Origin of the sequence: Streptomyces sp. TG1A-60 (assembly GCF_037201975.1) — a bacterium.
Classification (GTDB): domain Bacteria; phylum Actinomycetota; class Actinomycetes; order Streptomycetales; family Streptomycetaceae; genus Streptomyces.
Map to the genome: position 1 here is coordinate 1,317,320 of NZ_CP147520.1, position 14,056 is coordinate 1,331,375.

A 14,056-nucleotide genomic window follows, 5' to 3' on the forward strand; every position below is an offset into this window, starting at 1 on the left:
CATGGGGGCCACGAGTACGGCCTTGACGGTGTCCAGCCGGGCGTCTTGCCGTTGACCTGGTAGGGCGGCCAAAGGCGTCCCAGGCTCAGCGATGGACCGGGATCCGATCAGATCGACGGGGTGCCTCGGTCGCCCGCACGACGGCCGACCGGCGACGGATGCGGCGCCGCTGTGCCCGCAGCGCCAGCGCGTCGAGCGCGGCGCTGAGCACAAAAGCGACCGCGGTGGAGATCATCAGGATGACGGCGAACAGCCTCCAGAACTCCGGTGTCAGAGACGTACCCACAATGCACACCCCCTTCTGCCGAGTGGTCTCTCGTCTTCATCGAACATCGAGGACCGTTTCGGCACAGGGTGCCGAAGGACCCGGACGTGGTGCCGGGTGGCCCGGCCATGGGGCCGGGTGGCCCGGCCATGGGGCCGGGTGGCCCGGCCATGGGGCCGGGTGGCCCATCGCCCGGCACGGGGGCACGGGAGCACGCTGGAGGTGGCAGGTTCGTACGCCCTGACTGGAGGCACGTCATGAACGCTCCCGCGACGGCCAGCATGCTGCAGGCACTGCCGGCCGAGCACCGCCATCGGCTGATGCACTTCGCCCGGGAGGTGTCGTTTCCGCAAGGCACCCGCCTCTTCGAGGAAGGCGCCAAGGCGGATCGGTTCTGGATCATCCGTACCGGCAATGTCGCCCTCGACATGCGCGTGCCCGGCCGCCGCGCGGCCGTCATCGAGACCCTCGGGCACAACGAACTCATCGGCTGGTCCTGGCTGTTCGCCCCGCACAGCTGGCACCTGGGCGCCGAGGCGACCAGCCCGGTGCGCGCCTACGAGTTCGACGCCACCACGATCCGGTCGATGTGCAAGGACGACCCCGCGCTCGGCGCGAGCGTCGCCCAGTGGGTGGGCGGTGTCCTCGCCCACCGCCTGCGCTCGGCCCGCACCCGGCTGCTGGACCTGTACGCCCCCTACGGCAGCGGCAGCCTCCTGTGACCGCGCCGAGTGGAAGCGACCGTCGCCAAGGACGCATCATGCACGGCACCCCGCACATCGTCAGCGACGTGATGACCCACACTGTCGCCGCCATCGGCCGTGCCGCCTCCTTCAAGGAGATCGTGCGGATGATGCAGGACTGGAAGGTCAGCGCCCTTCCCGTCCTGGAGGGCGAGGGCCGGGTTGTCGGGGTCGTCTCCGAGGCGGACCTGCTGCCCAAGGAGGAGTTCCGCGACAGTGACCCCGACCGGTACACCCAGCTGCGCCGCCTGTCCGACCTGGCGAAGGCCGGCGCTGTGACCGCCGGGGAGCTGATGACCTCTCCGGCCCTCACCGTCCACGCGAACGCAACGCTCGCCCAGGCCGCGCGGACCATGGCGCACGCGAAGGTCAAACGGCTGCCCGTCGTCGACGACGTAGGCATGCTGCAGGGCATCGTCAGCCGCGCCGACCTGCTGAAGGTGTTCCTGCGCGAGGACGAGGAGATCGCGGAGGAGGTCCGCCGGGAGGTGGTGTCGTACCTCTTCCCCGCGTCGACGTCAGCCGCACTCGTGACGGTGCGGGACGGGGTCGTGACGCTCAGCGGCCGCATCCGGGACACGTCCCTGGTCCCCGTGGCGGCGCGTCTGATCCGGGCTGTTGAGGGGGTCGTGGACGTGGACTTCGACGTCTCCGAGCACGGCCGTTCCTCAAAGGCGACCCCTGACCAGTCGAGTCACAGCGAGGACGCCTCACCGTCGTGAATCGCCCCGAGTGAACGTTGCAACATCGCGGCGAAGACCTGGCGGCGCTGCGTACGTCCCCGTCGAGCGCGCACCGTCCCTGCGGCGACCATGGCCGCGTTGCTGCCTCAGGAGCTGAGGGCCGCCAGGGCGTACGCCGGCTCCTCGAACACACGTCGGCTGTCACCTTCAGGTCGGGGTGCCGGGCACGTGCCCGCTGAGCAGCGGCGCCGGCGACGTCCTGGGCCAACGGCAGCGCGATCGGCTCCCGAGGTCCCGGGCGAGCGCGGCACCCTCGTACCGCTCCCACAGGCCGGCGTACACCACCCGCAACGCACCCCGCGCAGCACGGCCTCGTCGGCCGCCCAGTCGACGGCACGCAAGCTCGGCTCGGAACCGTCCACGCCCACGACCAAGGGCCCGCTGAGGGTCGTTCCACCGCTGCGTTCGTGATCTCCACTCCTTCAGGGGGTGCGTTCAGTCGTGCGCGACGACGGCGACGGGGGCGGTAGCGTGGTGCAGTACCGCGTGCGTGACAGGGCCGATGTGGGCGCCGAGCGGGCTACGGCGGATCCGCCGGCCCACGACGACCAGGGACGCCTCCCGGGAGGCGTCGACCAGCTGGACGGCGGCACTGCCGGAACGGGACTCGTGGATGACCTTGACGGCCGGGTACTTCTCCTTCCAGCGGTGCAGCACCTCGGCCAGCGTGGCAGCGTCCTGCTTGCCCAGCATGGCGTTGAGCTCGGGGTCGGCGGGCAGGCCGTAGGCGAAGTGGTGCGGAAGGTTCCAGGCGTGGACGACCCGCAGGGGAGTGACACGGCGGGCGGCCGCCTCGAAGGCGAAGGTGAGCAGCGTGTCGTCGGGGCTGTCGGTGTCGAGCCCGAGGACGACGGGCCCGGACAGGGCCGCAGCGGACGGGATTGCGGACGGATCCATGGCATGCCCGTCCGCGGACTGCTCCCCCGCCCGGACGAGGACCACCGGCTGCTCGGCGTGCGCCACGACGGCCTGGCCCACGGAGCCGACGAGGAATCCTCCGATGCCGCTCATCCCTCGGGAGCCGAGGACCAGCAGCTCGGCGTCCTTCGCCGCCTCCGTCAGCGCCTCGGCGGGCTGGCCGAGAATCTGCTCCATGTCCACGTGCACGCCGGGGTGGCGCAGGCGGAGTCCCTCGGCCGTCTCGCGCGGAATCCTCCCCCAGCCTTCGGCCGGGGGTACCCCCGTCTCGCTTCGCTCGCTCCAGTGCTGATGCGTCTCGGCGCCCAGGAGCGGGGCTTGCGCCATGGGCTCCGGGACGGGCTCCCAGACGTGCACCAGCCGCAGCGGCAGGCCGCGCAGCTTCGCCTCGCGCGCCGCCCACTCGGCAGCGGCACGGCTCTCGGTCGAGCCGTCGAGGCCCACGGTGACGTTGCGGGACATGTCGTCCACCTCCTGGTCGGGGTTCTGACTCCAGGGTGGCGACGAGGCGAGACGCGATGCAGAGCCCGCAGGTCCCCGGTCCGGGGCCGATAGGCCCCATCGGCCGAGGTGTCCGCGCCATCGCAGTGCCCGCGACGCCAGCCGTGACAGAGCGGTACTTGCGAGCAAAGCGAGGCCAGTGTCGAGCAGACCGAGGGTCACCAGCCCGATCCGCCGAGAGTCGTGCGCTCGGAGCCGAACCGCGTCCGAGAACACCTGGGAGCAGCGGCACCCGCGGGCCGTTCGGCATCCCGCGGCCGACCAGGGTTCCGGAGGATCATGAGTTCCTTCGGCTCAAGGAGGATCATGTCCCAGAGCTCGGCCGGCCGTATTCCAAGGTGGCGCCGCTTGGTGCCCGGGCTCGGTGCGCTGTTCGGCTATCGGCGCTCGTGGCTGCCGGGTGACGTCCTGGCCGGGGTGACAGTGGCCGCGTATCTCGTGCCCCGGGTGATGGCGTACGCGAGGGTGGCCGGCCTGCCGCCGGTCGCCGGACTGTGGGCGATCCTGCCGGCGCTCGCCCTGTACGCCCTGCTGGGCTCCTCCCGCCTGCTCTCGGTCGGCCCGGAGTCGACGACCGCACTGATGACGGCGACGGTGGTCGGGCCACTCGCCGCCGGAGATCCGGCCCAATACGCAACCCTGGCAGCCACCCTCGCGATCGCGGTCGGCTTGTTGTGCGTGCCGGCATGGGCGGCGCGGCTCTGCTTCATCGCTGACCTGCTGTCCCGGCCGGTGCTGATCTGGTATCTGGGCTCGACCCCAACCAGGAGTTCCTCGCGCTGGGCGCCGCCGACCTCGGCGCGGGCACGCTGCACGGCTTTCCGGTCAGCAGCAGCGCCAGCCGAACCGCACTGGGCTCCTCAGCCGGTGCAGCCAGGCGTACTCGCTGGTGGCCGACGCGGCCGTCCTGTCGGTCCTGCTCTTCCTGAGCCCTCTGCTGACCCGCACGCCCACGGCGGTCCTCGGCGCGCTCGTGGTCTACGCGGCGGTCCGCATGATCGACCTGGCGGGCTTCCGACGGCTGGCGTCCTCCCGCCGCCGAGAACTGCTACTGGCGCTCGGCTGCCTGGCCGGGGTGCACGCCCTCGACATCTTGTACGGCGTGCTGGTCGCCGTCGGTCTGTCCGTGGCCGAACTGCTCACTCGGGTGGCCCGCCCGCACGACGCCATCGAGGGCCTGGTGCCCGGCGTGGCCGGCATGCACGACATCGACGACTACCCCGAGGCCCGCATCATCCCCGGCCTACTCGTCTACCGCTACGACTCCCCGCTCTTCTTCGCCAACGCGGAGGACTTCCGCCACCGGGCCCTGGCCGCACTCGACGAACAGACCGAGCCGGTCCGCTGGTTCGTCCTCAACACCGAGGCCGATGTGGAGGTCGACATCACCGCCCTGGAAGCGGTCGACGAACTCCGCCGCGAACGGTCATGCAACTGCCGGGCGCCCGCGCGGTCTTCTGGTACGAGCGCCCCGGCCCGGAGGAACCCGACGCCCGCGACGGCCTGATGAGCCTCGACGGCATCGAACTGCCCGACGGCGCCACGGTCTTCCTGTGCGGCCCGCTCCCGTTCATGCGCGACGTCCGCGGACAGCTGCTGCGCGCCGGGGTTCCGGCACAGCGCATCCGCTACGAGGTCTTCGGCCCCGACCTGTGGCTGCCCGGCCCGGCGGCCTGAACGAGGTCGGACATCCCACCGCACTTCCAGGAGAGGAACCGACATGACCAGCAAGGACACCCAGGCCACCACTCCCATCGTACTGCTGCGCTCGGACGGAGAGGTGGACGAGGACACCATGACCTACGCCCGCACGAAGATCGACGCCGTCGTGGACCGGCCGGGACTGCCTCCCGTCACCGGTGAGGTGCGGATCACGAGAGCAGCCGCCCACCACGCAGACCGTCCCTGGTCGGCGACGGCAGCTCTGCACGTCGGACGGCGTGAAGTGGTCGTGTTCGCCGAGGAGGCTACCGGCCGTGAGGTCGTCGACCAGCTCCAGGCCCGGCTGCGCCGCCAGACCGACAAGGCGGCCCACGCCGGGCACCACGGTCACCACACATCAGCACCGCCGTGGCGCGGCGGCAACCAGATCCAACGTCCTGCCGAGGGCAGTGGCAGGGCGGCGGACGCGCACCCGGCGACGACCACTGGCAGCGGCTCGTCGGGATGGATTGTCGGCTCGGGACAGTAGGCGATGTTCCCCCACCCACGCTGCCAGTCTAGCCAGGACTCGTCTGCTTTCACCTGCCGAATGCCACGCGCTTTGTCCGCTCGGCGACTGCCACGTACCGCACGTTTTCCAGCAGCTGCGGCCTCATGGCATCTTCACGGCCGGCGTGTGCACGTTCCACTGCATGAACTCCAACCATGACGGTCCTTGTACCTCGGGTGATCGAAGAGCGCGTGACGTGATGGCGCCGGCCGCGCCGGTGACGGAACTACTGCGCGGGTGCGCCTCCGGATACGGCGACGCCTGCCTGGCGGAAGTCCTCGACGGCCGCAGAAGTGGTGTCGGGTGCGACCCCGACCGCGTAGTCCACTCGACTTGCGGGATCGCCCACGCTCCGGCACCGCGTCTCCTGTCCGGCGCGTTGAAAACGGCGTGGTGCACGGATTCACCAGATGGTGTGGGTCATCCGCTGTTCGGCCGTCTCGCCATTCCCGTCCCGCTGATGATCGGAGAGCGCCCGTCGCCGTCCAGAGAGCGTGGTCCGCGCCCCTCGGCATGCCCGGTCGCACGCACCACCGTCCGATCAACAGGATTGGCTCATCGTGCATTTGACTCCGCATGAGCAGGAGCGCTTGCTGATTCACGTCGCGGCCGACGTGGCAGACAAGCGCCGCGACCGGGGGCTGCCTCTCAACTACCCCGAGACCATGGCCCTGCTGACCGTTCACGTCTTCGAGGCGGCACGCGACGGCAAGACGGTCAGCGACATCATGGACTCGGGCCGACGGGTCCTCACCCGTGACGACGTGATGGACGGCGTCCCGGAGATGATCAAAAACGTCCAGGTGGAGGCCACCTTCCCGGACGGCACCAAGCTGGTCACGATCCACGACCCCATCCCGGAGGCAACCGAGGAGCCCGAGGTCTACCCCGGCAAGGTCGAGCACCCCCAGCCGGCGCGCAGGCCGAACTGCCCGGTCGACTGCGCCGACACCGACTCGTCCGCCTGTTGCGATGAGTGCGAGGACGCCGCGTCCTGGCATGAGGCGATCGTGTTCAACGAGCACCTGCAGGGCGACAAGAAGACGATCAAAGTCAGGAACACGTCCGACCGCCCCATCCAGGTCGGCTCCCACTACCACTTCGCCGAAGCCAACCCCGGCCTTGAGGTGGTCGAGAACCCCGCTGGCACGTCCGTGACCAACCAGCCGCTCAAGGACTGCCCTGAGGCGAAGGGGCGCCGGCTCAACATCGCCGCCGGCACATCCGTGAGGTTCGAACCAGGAGATGTGTGCTGCGTTGAACTGGTGAAGATCGAGGGCGACGCCAAGAAGGACACCCGCAAGATCCAGGGACTACGCAAGGGGATCGTCCGATGAGTAGCCAGCCGGGGCAGACGGGCCAGCAGAGGCAGAGCAATGTGCTGAAGCGGGCGGACTACGCCACTCTGTACGGGCCCACCACCAGGGACCGGGTCCGCCTGGCCGACACCGATCTCACCGTCGAGATCGAAGCTGACTGGAGCGGCGGACCGGAGAACAGCGGCAACGAGATGATCTTCGGTGGCGGGAAGGTGATCCGGGAGTCGATGGGCATGTCCCACATCCCGAGGGACGGGGGCGGCAAAAAGGGTCGCGTTCCCATGGACACGGTCATCACGGGGGCGCTGATCCTCGACTGGTGGGGCGTGGTCAAGGCCGACGTCGGCATCAGAGATGGCAAAGTTCATGCCATCGGCAAGGCGTACAACCCCGAGACGATGGACCCGGTCTCGGCGTTCGAGAAATCCGCTCGTGAACAGGCCGGCGAGCAGCTGCCGGTGACGGCGACGAACTTCGTGGTCGGCCCGAGCACCGAGGTCGTCTCCGGCAACGGCCGGATCCTCACGGCGGGTGGTGTGGACACCCACGTCCACTTCATCTGCCCCGGGGAGATCCACGAGGCCCTGGCCTCGGGCGTGACCACGCTCATCGGCGGCGGCACCGGCCCCGCTGAGGGCAGCACGGCGACCACCGTGACCCCGGGCGAGTGGCACATCACCCGACTCTTCGAGGCTCTGGACGAGTACCCGGTCAACATCGGTCTGCTCGGCAAGGGCAGCACGATGAACGCTGAGGCCCTGAACGAGCAGGTGGACGCGGGTGTCATCGGCTTCAAGATTCACGAGGACTGGGGTGCCACGCCCGCGGTGATCGACAAGGCGCTGGCAGTCTGTGAGAAGCGCAAGATCCAGCTCGCCCTGCACGCCGACTCGCTCAACGAGTCCGGCTTCCTGGAAAGCACCAAGGCCGCTTTCAAGAAGCGATCCATCCACATCTTTCATATCGAGGGCGCCGGAGGAGGCCACGCCCCGGACATGATCGAGCTGGTCAAAGAGCCGAACGTACTGCCCGCCTCGACCAACCCCACCCGGCCCTTCACGGTGAACACCGTCAAGGAGCACGTCGACATGATGGTCGTCTGCCACCACCTCAACCCGGACATCGCGGCGGACATGGCCTTCGCGGATTCCCGCATCCGGCCCTCCACCATGGCGGCGGAGGACCTCCTGCACGACATGGGCGCCATCTCGATGATGTCCTCGGATGCCCAGGCGATGGGGCGCATCGGTGAGATGATCATGCGTACCTGGCAGACCGCGCACGTCATGAAGTGCCGCTACGGCCCACTGCCCGAAGACCTGCGGAGCGCGAAAGTCCGAACGATCCGCAAAGACAACAAGGACAAGAAGCACTCCTTCAACGAGGACAGGCTGACGCCGAACGACAACTACCGGGCGCGCCGGTACGTCGCCAAGTACACGGTCAACCCGTCGATCACGCACGGAATCGCCGGTCACGTCGGTTCCGTGGAGCCGGGGAGGCTGGCGGACCTGGTGCTGTGGGAGCCGAAGTTCTTCGGCGTCAAGACGCATATGGTCCTCAAGGGCGGCCAGCTCGCCTACGCGCAGGTCGGCGACGCCAATGCATCGATCACGACGCCGCAGCCTTACCTGCCGCGGCCCGTGTGGGGGTCCACCGGCCGCGCCCCGGGGAGTAACTCGGTGAACTTCGCGGCACCGGGCGTGGCCGACAGGCTGAACACCCGATTCGTCATCACCCAGGACAGCAGCAAGAAGGTCACGGACGCGAAGACGGAGGGGCTCGGACTCCGCAAGAGGTTCGTCGAGATTGCCGACACCCGGCACGTCAAGAAGACCGACATGAAGCTGAACGACACGGTGCCCGAAAGCCTCGAAGTCGACCACAACAGCTTCGAGGTCACCATCGGCGGTGCGACGACGAGCGACGCCCGCACGGAACTCAACGGTGTGACCGTACCGCGCTCCTACGTCAGCGAAGTCCCGCTGGCACAGCGGTACTTCCTCTTCTGACCCACCACCAAGCCCGGCCGCCGCGCCGCCCTGGCGACCGGGCCCGGACTGTCAGTCCCGGCCACCTCGTTACCTCCTCTCCTGTGAAAGGCAGCCGCTCGCCGATGAGTCGCGCAGCCCTGCTCCTTCTGGCCGACGGCCGTTTTCCCGCCGGTGGGCACGCCCACTCCGGCGGCGTCGAGGCCGCGGTCGCCCACGGAGCCGTCCACGGCATCGCCAGCCTGGAGGCGTTCTGCCGCGGGCGTCTGCACACCACTGGTCTGACGACGGCTGGGCTGGCCGCGGCCGCCGCTGGCGGACACGATCCGCTGCTGCTTGATGAGGCCGCCGATGCCCGCACCCCCGTCCCCGCACTGCGTGCCGTCGCCCTCAGGCTCGGCCGGCAGATGATGCGGGCGGCTCGTGCCACCTTCCCTTCGGCCGAACTCGAGCACCTGGCCGCCGCGCGACCCCAGGGCGCTCACCAGCCCATCGTCCTGGGGCTCGCCGCCCGCGCCGCCGGGCTCGACCCGGTGGATGCCGCCTATGCGGCCGCGTACGAGAGCATCGGTGGCCCGGCCACCGCAGCCGTGCGCCTGCTGAGCCTCAACCCGCTCGACGCCTCGGGGCTGCTGGCCCGCCTCGGTCCGGAAACCGACGACGTCGCGTCGGCCGCGGCCGACGCTGCGACCCTCGCCCTGACCGAGGGCATCGACGCCCTGCCGTCGGCCTCCTCACCCCTGCTGGACATCACCGCGGAGCAGCATGCCGCCTGGACCGTCCGGCTCTTCGCCTCCTGACCACCACCCGATTCGATTGCGCTTCGCAACGGAGTTGCCATGCACCTCGACCACTCTCTGCCTCACCAGCACATCCCCAGCGCTTCGGCGACCCGGCCTGACGGCAGCCGTCGCGCCCTGCGCGTCGGCCTGGGCGGGCCTGTCGGCTCCGGCAAGACCGCGACCGTCGCCGCGCTCTGCCGCACGCTGCGCGACCGCTGGTGCATCGCCGCTGTCACCAATGACATCTACACCCGCGAGGACGCCGAGTACCTGCTGCGCGAAGCCGTCCTGCCGCCCGAACGGATCACCGCCGTCGAGACCGGCGCCTGCCCGCACACCGCGATCCGCGACGACATCTCCGCCAACCTGGAAGCCGTCGAGCACCTGGAAGAGACCCTCCACCCCCTCGACCTTGTGCTCGTCGAGTCCGGTGGTGACAACCTGACCGCCACCTTCTCCAAGGGCCTCGTCGACGTACAGATTTTCGTCATTGACGTGGCCAGCGGCGACGACATCCCCCGCAAGGGCGGCCCCGGCATCACCACCGCCGACCTCCTCCTCGTCAACAAGACCGACCTCGCCCCGTACGTCGGCGCCGACCTGGACGCCATGGCCGTCGACGCGAAACGACAGCGCGGCGACCTTCCCGTCATCTTCACCGACCTCACCTCCGACGACGGCATCCACGAAGTCGCCGAGTGGTTGACCGGCCACCTCACCCGGTGGCGCGCCGGGGCAACTGTATGAGCCCCGCCACCCGACTTGCCTCCGCCCGAGCCACGTCCGACGTCAGCAGTCCCCCACCTGGCGCACAGGAGCCGACCGGCCACCCAGACGGTGTACGTGCCACGGCCCGGATCCGCGCCGCGCACAACGGACGCGCCACCACCCTCCCGCAGCTGCGCAGCGACGGCCCCTTCCACCTGCGGCGCCTGCGCACAGGCGGCAACGCCGCCAGGGTGGGGATCATCGGCGCGATGAGCGCCCCGCTCGGCGGCGACCGGCTGTCCCTCGACATCACCGCCGAGGACCGGGCCGAACTGGAGGTCACCACGGCCGCCGCCACACTCGCTCTGCGCGGCCCCACCACCGCCCCGGCCACCTACGACGTACGGCTCTCCGTCGCAGAGCACGCCATCCTGCGCTGGCTGCCGCAGCCGCTGATCAGCTCCGCGAGCAGCAACCTGCGCCAGACCTGCACCGTTGAACTCGACGCCACAGCACGGCTGGTACTGCGGGAAGAGCAACTCCTGGGCCGGGCCGGCGAAGAGCCCGGCCGCCTCGTCAGCCGGATCCTGGTCCGCCGCGCCGGACGCACGCTGCTCGACCAGCACACGGCGTACGGCAGCCCGGAGCCAGGCTGGGACGGCCCGGCCGTCCTGAACGGCAATCGCGCCGTCGGCCAGCTTCTGCTCGTCGGACCCGGCGTGAACGCCCGCGCGGACCCCGTCCTGCTCCGAGAGGGCTCCAAGGACGGGTGCGCCCTCCTCGCGCCGCTGGCCGAGGGGCCGGCTCTGCTCGCCACAGCCGTGGCACCGACCTCGTCGGTACTGCGCGAGCTCCTCGACGAGGCGCACGCGCATGCCCTCGGAAGGCAACGTGGCCGGTCCGGGGCGTGATCACCGTCCCCTCTCCACCACGTCGATCCGTTCGCCGGTCTCGACGCCGATGAGGATGGTGGCGTAGCGGTGGCGCCGCTTGAGAGCGAAGTCGTCGACGCCGGGCACTTTTGGCACGCGCAGCGGCGGCAGGGGCAGCCGTGTCAGCATCCGCAGTGCGGACAAGCGCGATTCGCTCTCCTGGGATGGCGTCAGACCGCTGCCTAAAGAGTGGGGCAGAAGGCCGTGATCAGGGCACATCCGTTGCGTGTCTGGGATGTTGAGGGCCGAGTGGGTGTGAGTGGAGACGTTCACCAGGCTACGGAGTGACCAGTTCGGTCGGTTGCTGCACGCGGTCCGCGTACGCGGCGGCGAGAGCTGCGGGTGGGGCCGTCCATGGCGGCTGCCGCTGACCGAGCGGGTGCTGCTGGTGGCCGTGTATCACCGCACGAACCTGACCATGCGGCAGCTCGCCCCGCTGTTCGGCGTCTCGCCGGCGACCGTGTGCCGGTTGATCCAGCGGCTCAGCCCACTGCTCGCGCTGGACCTGGCCGGGCCTCCCGGGAGAGCGCCGAACGCCTGTGGATCGTGGACGGCACCCTCGTACCGGTGCGGGGCCGCAAGGCCAGCGCGTCCTCGCCTAAGAGGTTGTCTCACGTGGCAAGTTCTGCGAGCTTCTTGCGGCAGCTCAGGACAGTGGCCATGGCCGGGCTTCGGCTCTTCCGGTCGTTGCGGTCCACGTACGGGATCTTGAGGCCGCGAGTAGTCCATGGCAGGCTCATGCCGCATGATCGATGAATTCGCCAAGGACACCCTGCACGGGAGACTGCGGCGGGACCGCAAGGCGCTGCTCTGGAAGCTCGATGGCTTGTCCGAATACGACGCCCGCCGACCATTGACAGCGACCGGGACCAACCTCCTCGGCCTGGTCAAACACGTGGCCAGCGTCGAGGCCAGGTACTTCGGCGAGGTCTTCGACCGCCCTTCCCCGGAACCGCTGCCTCGGTGGCAGGACCATGACGGCAGCGATCTGTGGGCGACTGCGGACGAGACCCGCGATCAGATTATCGAGTCCTACCGGCGCACGTGGGAACACTCAGACGCGACGATCAACGAGCTTCCCCTCGACGCCCCCGGCCACGTGCCGTGGTGGCCGGAGCCTTATCTCAACACGAACCTGTTCGCCATCCTGGTCCACGTCCTCGGCGAGACCAACCGGCATGCCGGGCACGCCGACATCCTGCGCGAAGACGTCGATGGCCGAACCGGGATGCGGCCCGAACACGAGATGCAGATCGATGAGGAAGCCCGCGACGCCTACTGCGCGAAGATCGAGCAGGCCGCCAGATCGGCCGCATCGGTCAAGGCATAGAAGGCTGTGCCACGTGACTTGATGTTCGAGCGGCATGATGCCGACCGTGGGTGCTGATCTGTCGAAGCGTCTGGTTCCTGATGAGCTCTGGGAGCTGGTCGCCCCGTTACTGCCGACGTTCGCGGCTCGACCGCAAGGTGGCGGGACCGCTCCGCGTGACGAGCGGGCCGTGTTCACCGCAGTGGTGTACGTGCTGACCAGCGGCTGTGCCTGGCGTCATCTGCCGCCGACGTTCGGCACGTCCTCCGCCACCGCGCATCGCCGCTTCACGGTATGGACCGGGGTCGGCCTGTGGCGTTGGCTGCATCGGGCGGTGCTGGACGAACTCGGAGCCCGGGGCGAGGTGGACTGTGAGGGGCCTCACGTTTTCCGGACAGGCTTATGACCGTTTATTTCACGCGGCGATTCGCAACTTCTCATACTCGGCGTGGACTTCGCGCGGAGGGCGGTAACCCACCGCCGAGTGGAGGCGTTTGCGATTGTACCAGAATTCGATGTAGCGAGTGATGTCCTGCCGGGCGTCCTCGCGGGTCAGGTAAGTCACCCTTGATACGCGCTCGTTCTTCAGGGCGCCGAAGAATGATTCGGCCATGGCGTTGTCGAAACAGATTCCGGTGCGGCCGGCAGATCTGCGGAACCCGAACCGGTCGAGCGTCTTCCCGAACTCGGCTGACATGTAGTTACTTCCGCGATCCGAGTGAAATGTCGCGCCGGCCGAGAGGTTCCTGTTCCGTGCCGCGTTACGGATCGCCCTGGATATCAGTGAGGTTTGGTAGTGGTCGTCCATCGCGTAACCGATCACTTCTTTCGTGCAGCAGTCGATGACCGTTGCGAGGTACAGCCAGCCTTCCCCTGTCGCGATATAAGTAATGTCACCGACGAGCTTTTCACCGGGCGCATCCGCGGTGAAGTCGCGGCCGACGAGGTCCGGCACCTGGCCGGCCGCAGCCTGAGTGAGGTTGAACCTCTTCGGCCGTGGCAGGCAGGGCACCAGGCCCAGTTCGCGCATGAGGCGGCGGACCAACTCCACGCCCGCGGCGACGCCCCAGCGGTGCAGCTGGGCCTGGATGCGCCGGTGCCCGTAGGTGCTGTCGGACATGTCGAAGGCTTTCTCGATGAGCAATTTCAGTTCTTCGCGCCGCTGAGCTGTCGCGGATTCCGGGCGGGATCGCCAGTCGTAGTAGCCGGATCTGGAGACGCCGAGTCGGCCGCACATGAACTCGACGCTGTATGCGTACTTCTCGGTGTCGAGCCGCATCTCGTCGATGAACTCGTACTTGCTTGCTACCGGGGATCCTTCGCGAAGTACGCTGCGGCTTTTTTCAGGAAGGTAACTTCCATCTCCAGCTCGCGGTTGCGTCGTTCGAGTTCCTTCAGGCGCGCTCGCTCGTTCACCGTCAGTTCCGCGTCGGGGGCCGGTTCCTGCTGCTTCTGGTACTTCTTCACCCAGCCGCGTAGCGTCTCCGAGTTCAGCTCAAGCTCCCGGGCGACTTCGGAGATCGTCTTGCTTGACCTCAACGCGATCTGGACGGCTTCCTCGCGGAACTCCGGCGAGTACTTACTGGGTGGCGCCACTTCTTCCTCGTTTCCTTGTTCAGGACAACCCTATTGG

At 68.8% G+C, this 14,056-nt stretch carries 14 protein-coding genes and 5 pseudogenes; 14 read left to right on the forward strand and 5 right to left on the reverse strand.

Annotated elements, in window-relative coordinates:
• Window positions 1-85: 85 nt before the first annotated feature.
• On the reverse strand, window positions 86-286 hold the full coding sequence (locus WBG99_RS05200) for a hypothetical protein (protein ID WP_338895192.1): 201 nt from the start codon (window positions 284-286) through the stop codon (window positions 86-88).
• A 236-nt stretch (window positions 287-522) separates the two neighbouring features.
• Between WBG99_RS05200 and WBG99_RS05205 the strand changes: the two genes are divergently transcribed.
• Window positions 523-987, forward strand: coding sequence for a cyclic nucleotide-binding domain-containing protein (locus WBG99_RS05205; protein ID WP_338895193.1), 465 nt, complete (start codon window positions 523-525; stop codon window positions 985-987).
• A gap of 38 nt (window positions 988-1,025) precedes the next feature.
• Window positions 1,026-1,730, forward strand: coding sequence for a CBS domain-containing protein (locus WBG99_RS05210; RefSeq protein WP_338895194.1), 705 nt, complete (start codon window positions 1,026-1,028; stop codon window positions 1,728-1,730).
• Between the two features lie 125 nt (window positions 1,731-1,855).
• Here the strand turns inward: WBG99_RS05210 and WBG99_RS05215 are convergent.
• Window positions 1,856-2,125 (reverse strand): annotated as a pseudogene (locus tag WBG99_RS05215) (universal stress protein); the annotation flags it as partial.
• A 61-nt stretch (window positions 2,126-2,186) separates the two neighbouring features.
• Window positions 2,187-3,131 carry a universal stress protein gene (locus tag WBG99_RS05220; RefSeq protein ID WP_338895195.1) on the reverse strand — a complete coding sequence of 315 codons (945 nt, stop codon included), beginning with the start codon at window positions 3,129-3,131 and terminating at the stop codon, window positions 2,187-2,189.
• A gap of 345 nt (window positions 3,132-3,476) precedes the next feature.
• Here WBG99_RS05220 and WBG99_RS05225 point away from each other — a divergent pair.
• From WBG99_RS05225 to WBG99_RS05265, 9 genes and pseudogenes are all read left to right on the forward strand, one after another.
• Window positions 3,477-4,593, forward strand: a pseudogene (locus tag WBG99_RS05225) (SulP family inorganic anion transporter); the annotation flags it as partial.
• Window positions 4,594-4,604: 11 nt separating this feature from the next.
• A pseudogene (locus WBG99_RS05230) lies at window positions 4,605-4,847 on the forward strand (hemin transporter); the annotation flags it as partial.
• Window positions 4,848-4,890: 43 nt separating this feature from the next.
• Complete coding sequence (locus WBG99_RS05235; protein ID WP_338895196.1) at window positions 4,891-5,361, forward strand: hypothetical protein; 471 nt, start codon at window positions 4,891-4,893, stop codon at window positions 5,359-5,361.
• A 581-nt stretch (window positions 5,362-5,942) separates the two neighbouring features.
• Window positions 5,943-6,239: pseudogene (locus WBG99_RS05240) on the forward strand (urease subunit gamma); the annotation flags it as partial.
• Window positions 6,240-6,392: 153 nt separating this feature from the next.
• Window positions 6,393-6,719: an urease subunit beta gene (locus WBG99_RS05245; protein WP_338900224.1), complete on the forward strand. Its 327-nt coding sequence runs from the start codon at window positions 6,393-6,395 to the stop codon at window positions 6,717-6,719.
• Window positions 6,716-8,713 carry an urease subunit alpha gene (locus WBG99_RS05250; protein WP_338895197.1) on the forward strand — a complete coding sequence of 666 codons (1,998 nt, stop codon included), beginning with the start codon at window positions 6,716-6,718 and terminating at the stop codon, window positions 8,711-8,713. The genes WBG99_RS05245 and WBG99_RS05250 overlap by 4 nt, the downstream gene beginning before the upstream one ends.
• Before the next feature lie 104 nt (window positions 8,714-8,817).
• The gene (locus tag WBG99_RS05255) at window positions 8,818-9,492 is read left to right on the forward strand and encodes an urease accessory UreF family protein (protein ID WP_338895198.1); all 675 of its coding nucleotides are present in this window, start codon (window positions 8,818-8,820) and stop codon (window positions 9,490-9,492) included.
• Between the two features lie 39 nt (window positions 9,493-9,531).
• Window positions 9,532-10,221: an urease accessory protein UreG gene (ureG, locus tag WBG99_RS05260; RefSeq protein WP_338895199.1), complete on the forward strand. Its 690-nt coding sequence runs from the start codon at window positions 9,532-9,534 to the stop codon at window positions 10,219-10,221.
• A complete protein-coding gene (locus WBG99_RS05265; protein ID WP_338895200.1) occupies window positions 10,218-11,093 on the forward strand; it encodes an urease accessory protein UreD in 876 nt (291 codons plus the stop codon). Before ureG ends, WBG99_RS05265 begins: the two co-directional genes overlap by 4 nt.
• Window positions 11,094-11,108: 15 nt before the next feature.
• Here the strand turns inward: WBG99_RS05265 and WBG99_RS05270 are convergent.
• A pseudogene (locus WBG99_RS05270) lies at window positions 11,109-11,264 on the reverse strand (ISL3 family transposase); the annotation flags it as partial.
• 244 nt (window positions 11,265-11,508) lie between these two features.
• Between WBG99_RS05270 and WBG99_RS05275 the strand changes: the two are divergent.
• Genes WBG99_RS05275 through WBG99_RS05285 form a run of 3 tightly spaced genes read left to right on the forward strand, consistent with a single transcriptional unit; the run spans window position 11,509 to window position 12,829 of the window.
• Entirely contained in the window at window positions 11,509-11,826 is a 318-nt protein-coding gene (locus tag WBG99_RS05275) for a transposase family protein (protein WP_338900225.1), read from the forward strand.
• Between the two features lie 33 nt (window positions 11,827-11,859).
• Entirely contained in the window at window positions 11,860-12,444 is a 585-nt protein-coding gene (locus WBG99_RS05280; protein WP_338895201.1) for a DinB family protein, read from the forward strand.
• A gap of 46 nt (window positions 12,445-12,490) precedes the next feature.
• Window positions 12,491-12,829, forward strand: a complete 339-nt coding sequence (locus tag WBG99_RS05285; RefSeq protein WP_338895202.1) for a transposase — start codon at window positions 12,491-12,493, stop codon at window positions 12,827-12,829.
• A gap of 9 nt (window positions 12,830-12,838) precedes the next feature.
• Here the strand turns inward: WBG99_RS05285 and WBG99_RS05290 are convergent.
• Window positions 12,839-14,019 (reverse strand): IS3 family transposase gene (locus WBG99_RS05290; RefSeq protein ID WP_338895115.1). Its coding sequence is split into 2 segments (ribosomal slippage): window positions 12,839-13,755 and window positions 13,755-14,019, totalling 1,182 coding nucleotides; the frame shifts between segments, so codons are not numbered across the junction.
• Between the last annotated feature and the right edge of the window lie 37 nt (window positions 14,020-14,056).

What these genes read in the sequence shown, in the direction of transcription:
- WBG99_RS05205 (WP_338895193.1), top strand. Translation starts at nt 523, where the DNA reads ATGAACGCTCCCGCGACGGCCAGCATGCTGCAGGCACTGCCGGCCGAG.
- WBG99_RS05210 (WP_338895194.1), top strand. Translation starts at nt 1,026, where the DNA reads ATGCACGGCACCCCGCACATCGTCAGCGACGTGATGACCCACACTGTC.
- WBG99_RS05220 (WP_338895195.1), bottom strand. Translation starts at nt 3,131, where the DNA reads ATGTCCCGCAACGTCACCGTGGGCCTCGACGGCTCGACCGAGAGCCGT.
- WBG99_RS05235 (WP_338895196.1), top strand. Translation starts at nt 4,891, where the DNA reads ATGACCAGCAAGGACACCCAGGCCACCACTCCCATCGTACTGCTGCGC.
- WBG99_RS05250 (WP_338895197.1), top strand. Translation starts at nt 6,716, where the DNA reads ATGAGTAGCCAGCCGGGGCAGACGGGCCAGCAGAGGCAGAGCAATGTG.
- WBG99_RS05255 (WP_338895198.1), top strand. Translation starts at nt 8,818, where the DNA reads ATGAGTCGCGCAGCCCTGCTCCTTCTGGCCGACGGCCGTTTTCCCGCC.
- ureG (WP_338895199.1), top strand. Translation starts at nt 9,532, where the DNA reads ATGCACCTCGACCACTCTCTGCCTCACCAGCACATCCCCAGCGCTTCG.
- WBG99_RS05265 (WP_338895200.1), top strand. Translation starts at nt 10,218, where the DNA reads ATGAGCCCCGCCACCCGACTTGCCTCCGCCCGAGCCACGTCCGACGTC.
- WBG99_RS05280 (WP_338895201.1), top strand. Translation starts at nt 11,860, where the DNA reads ATGATCGATGAATTCGCCAAGGACACCCTGCACGGGAGACTGCGGCGG.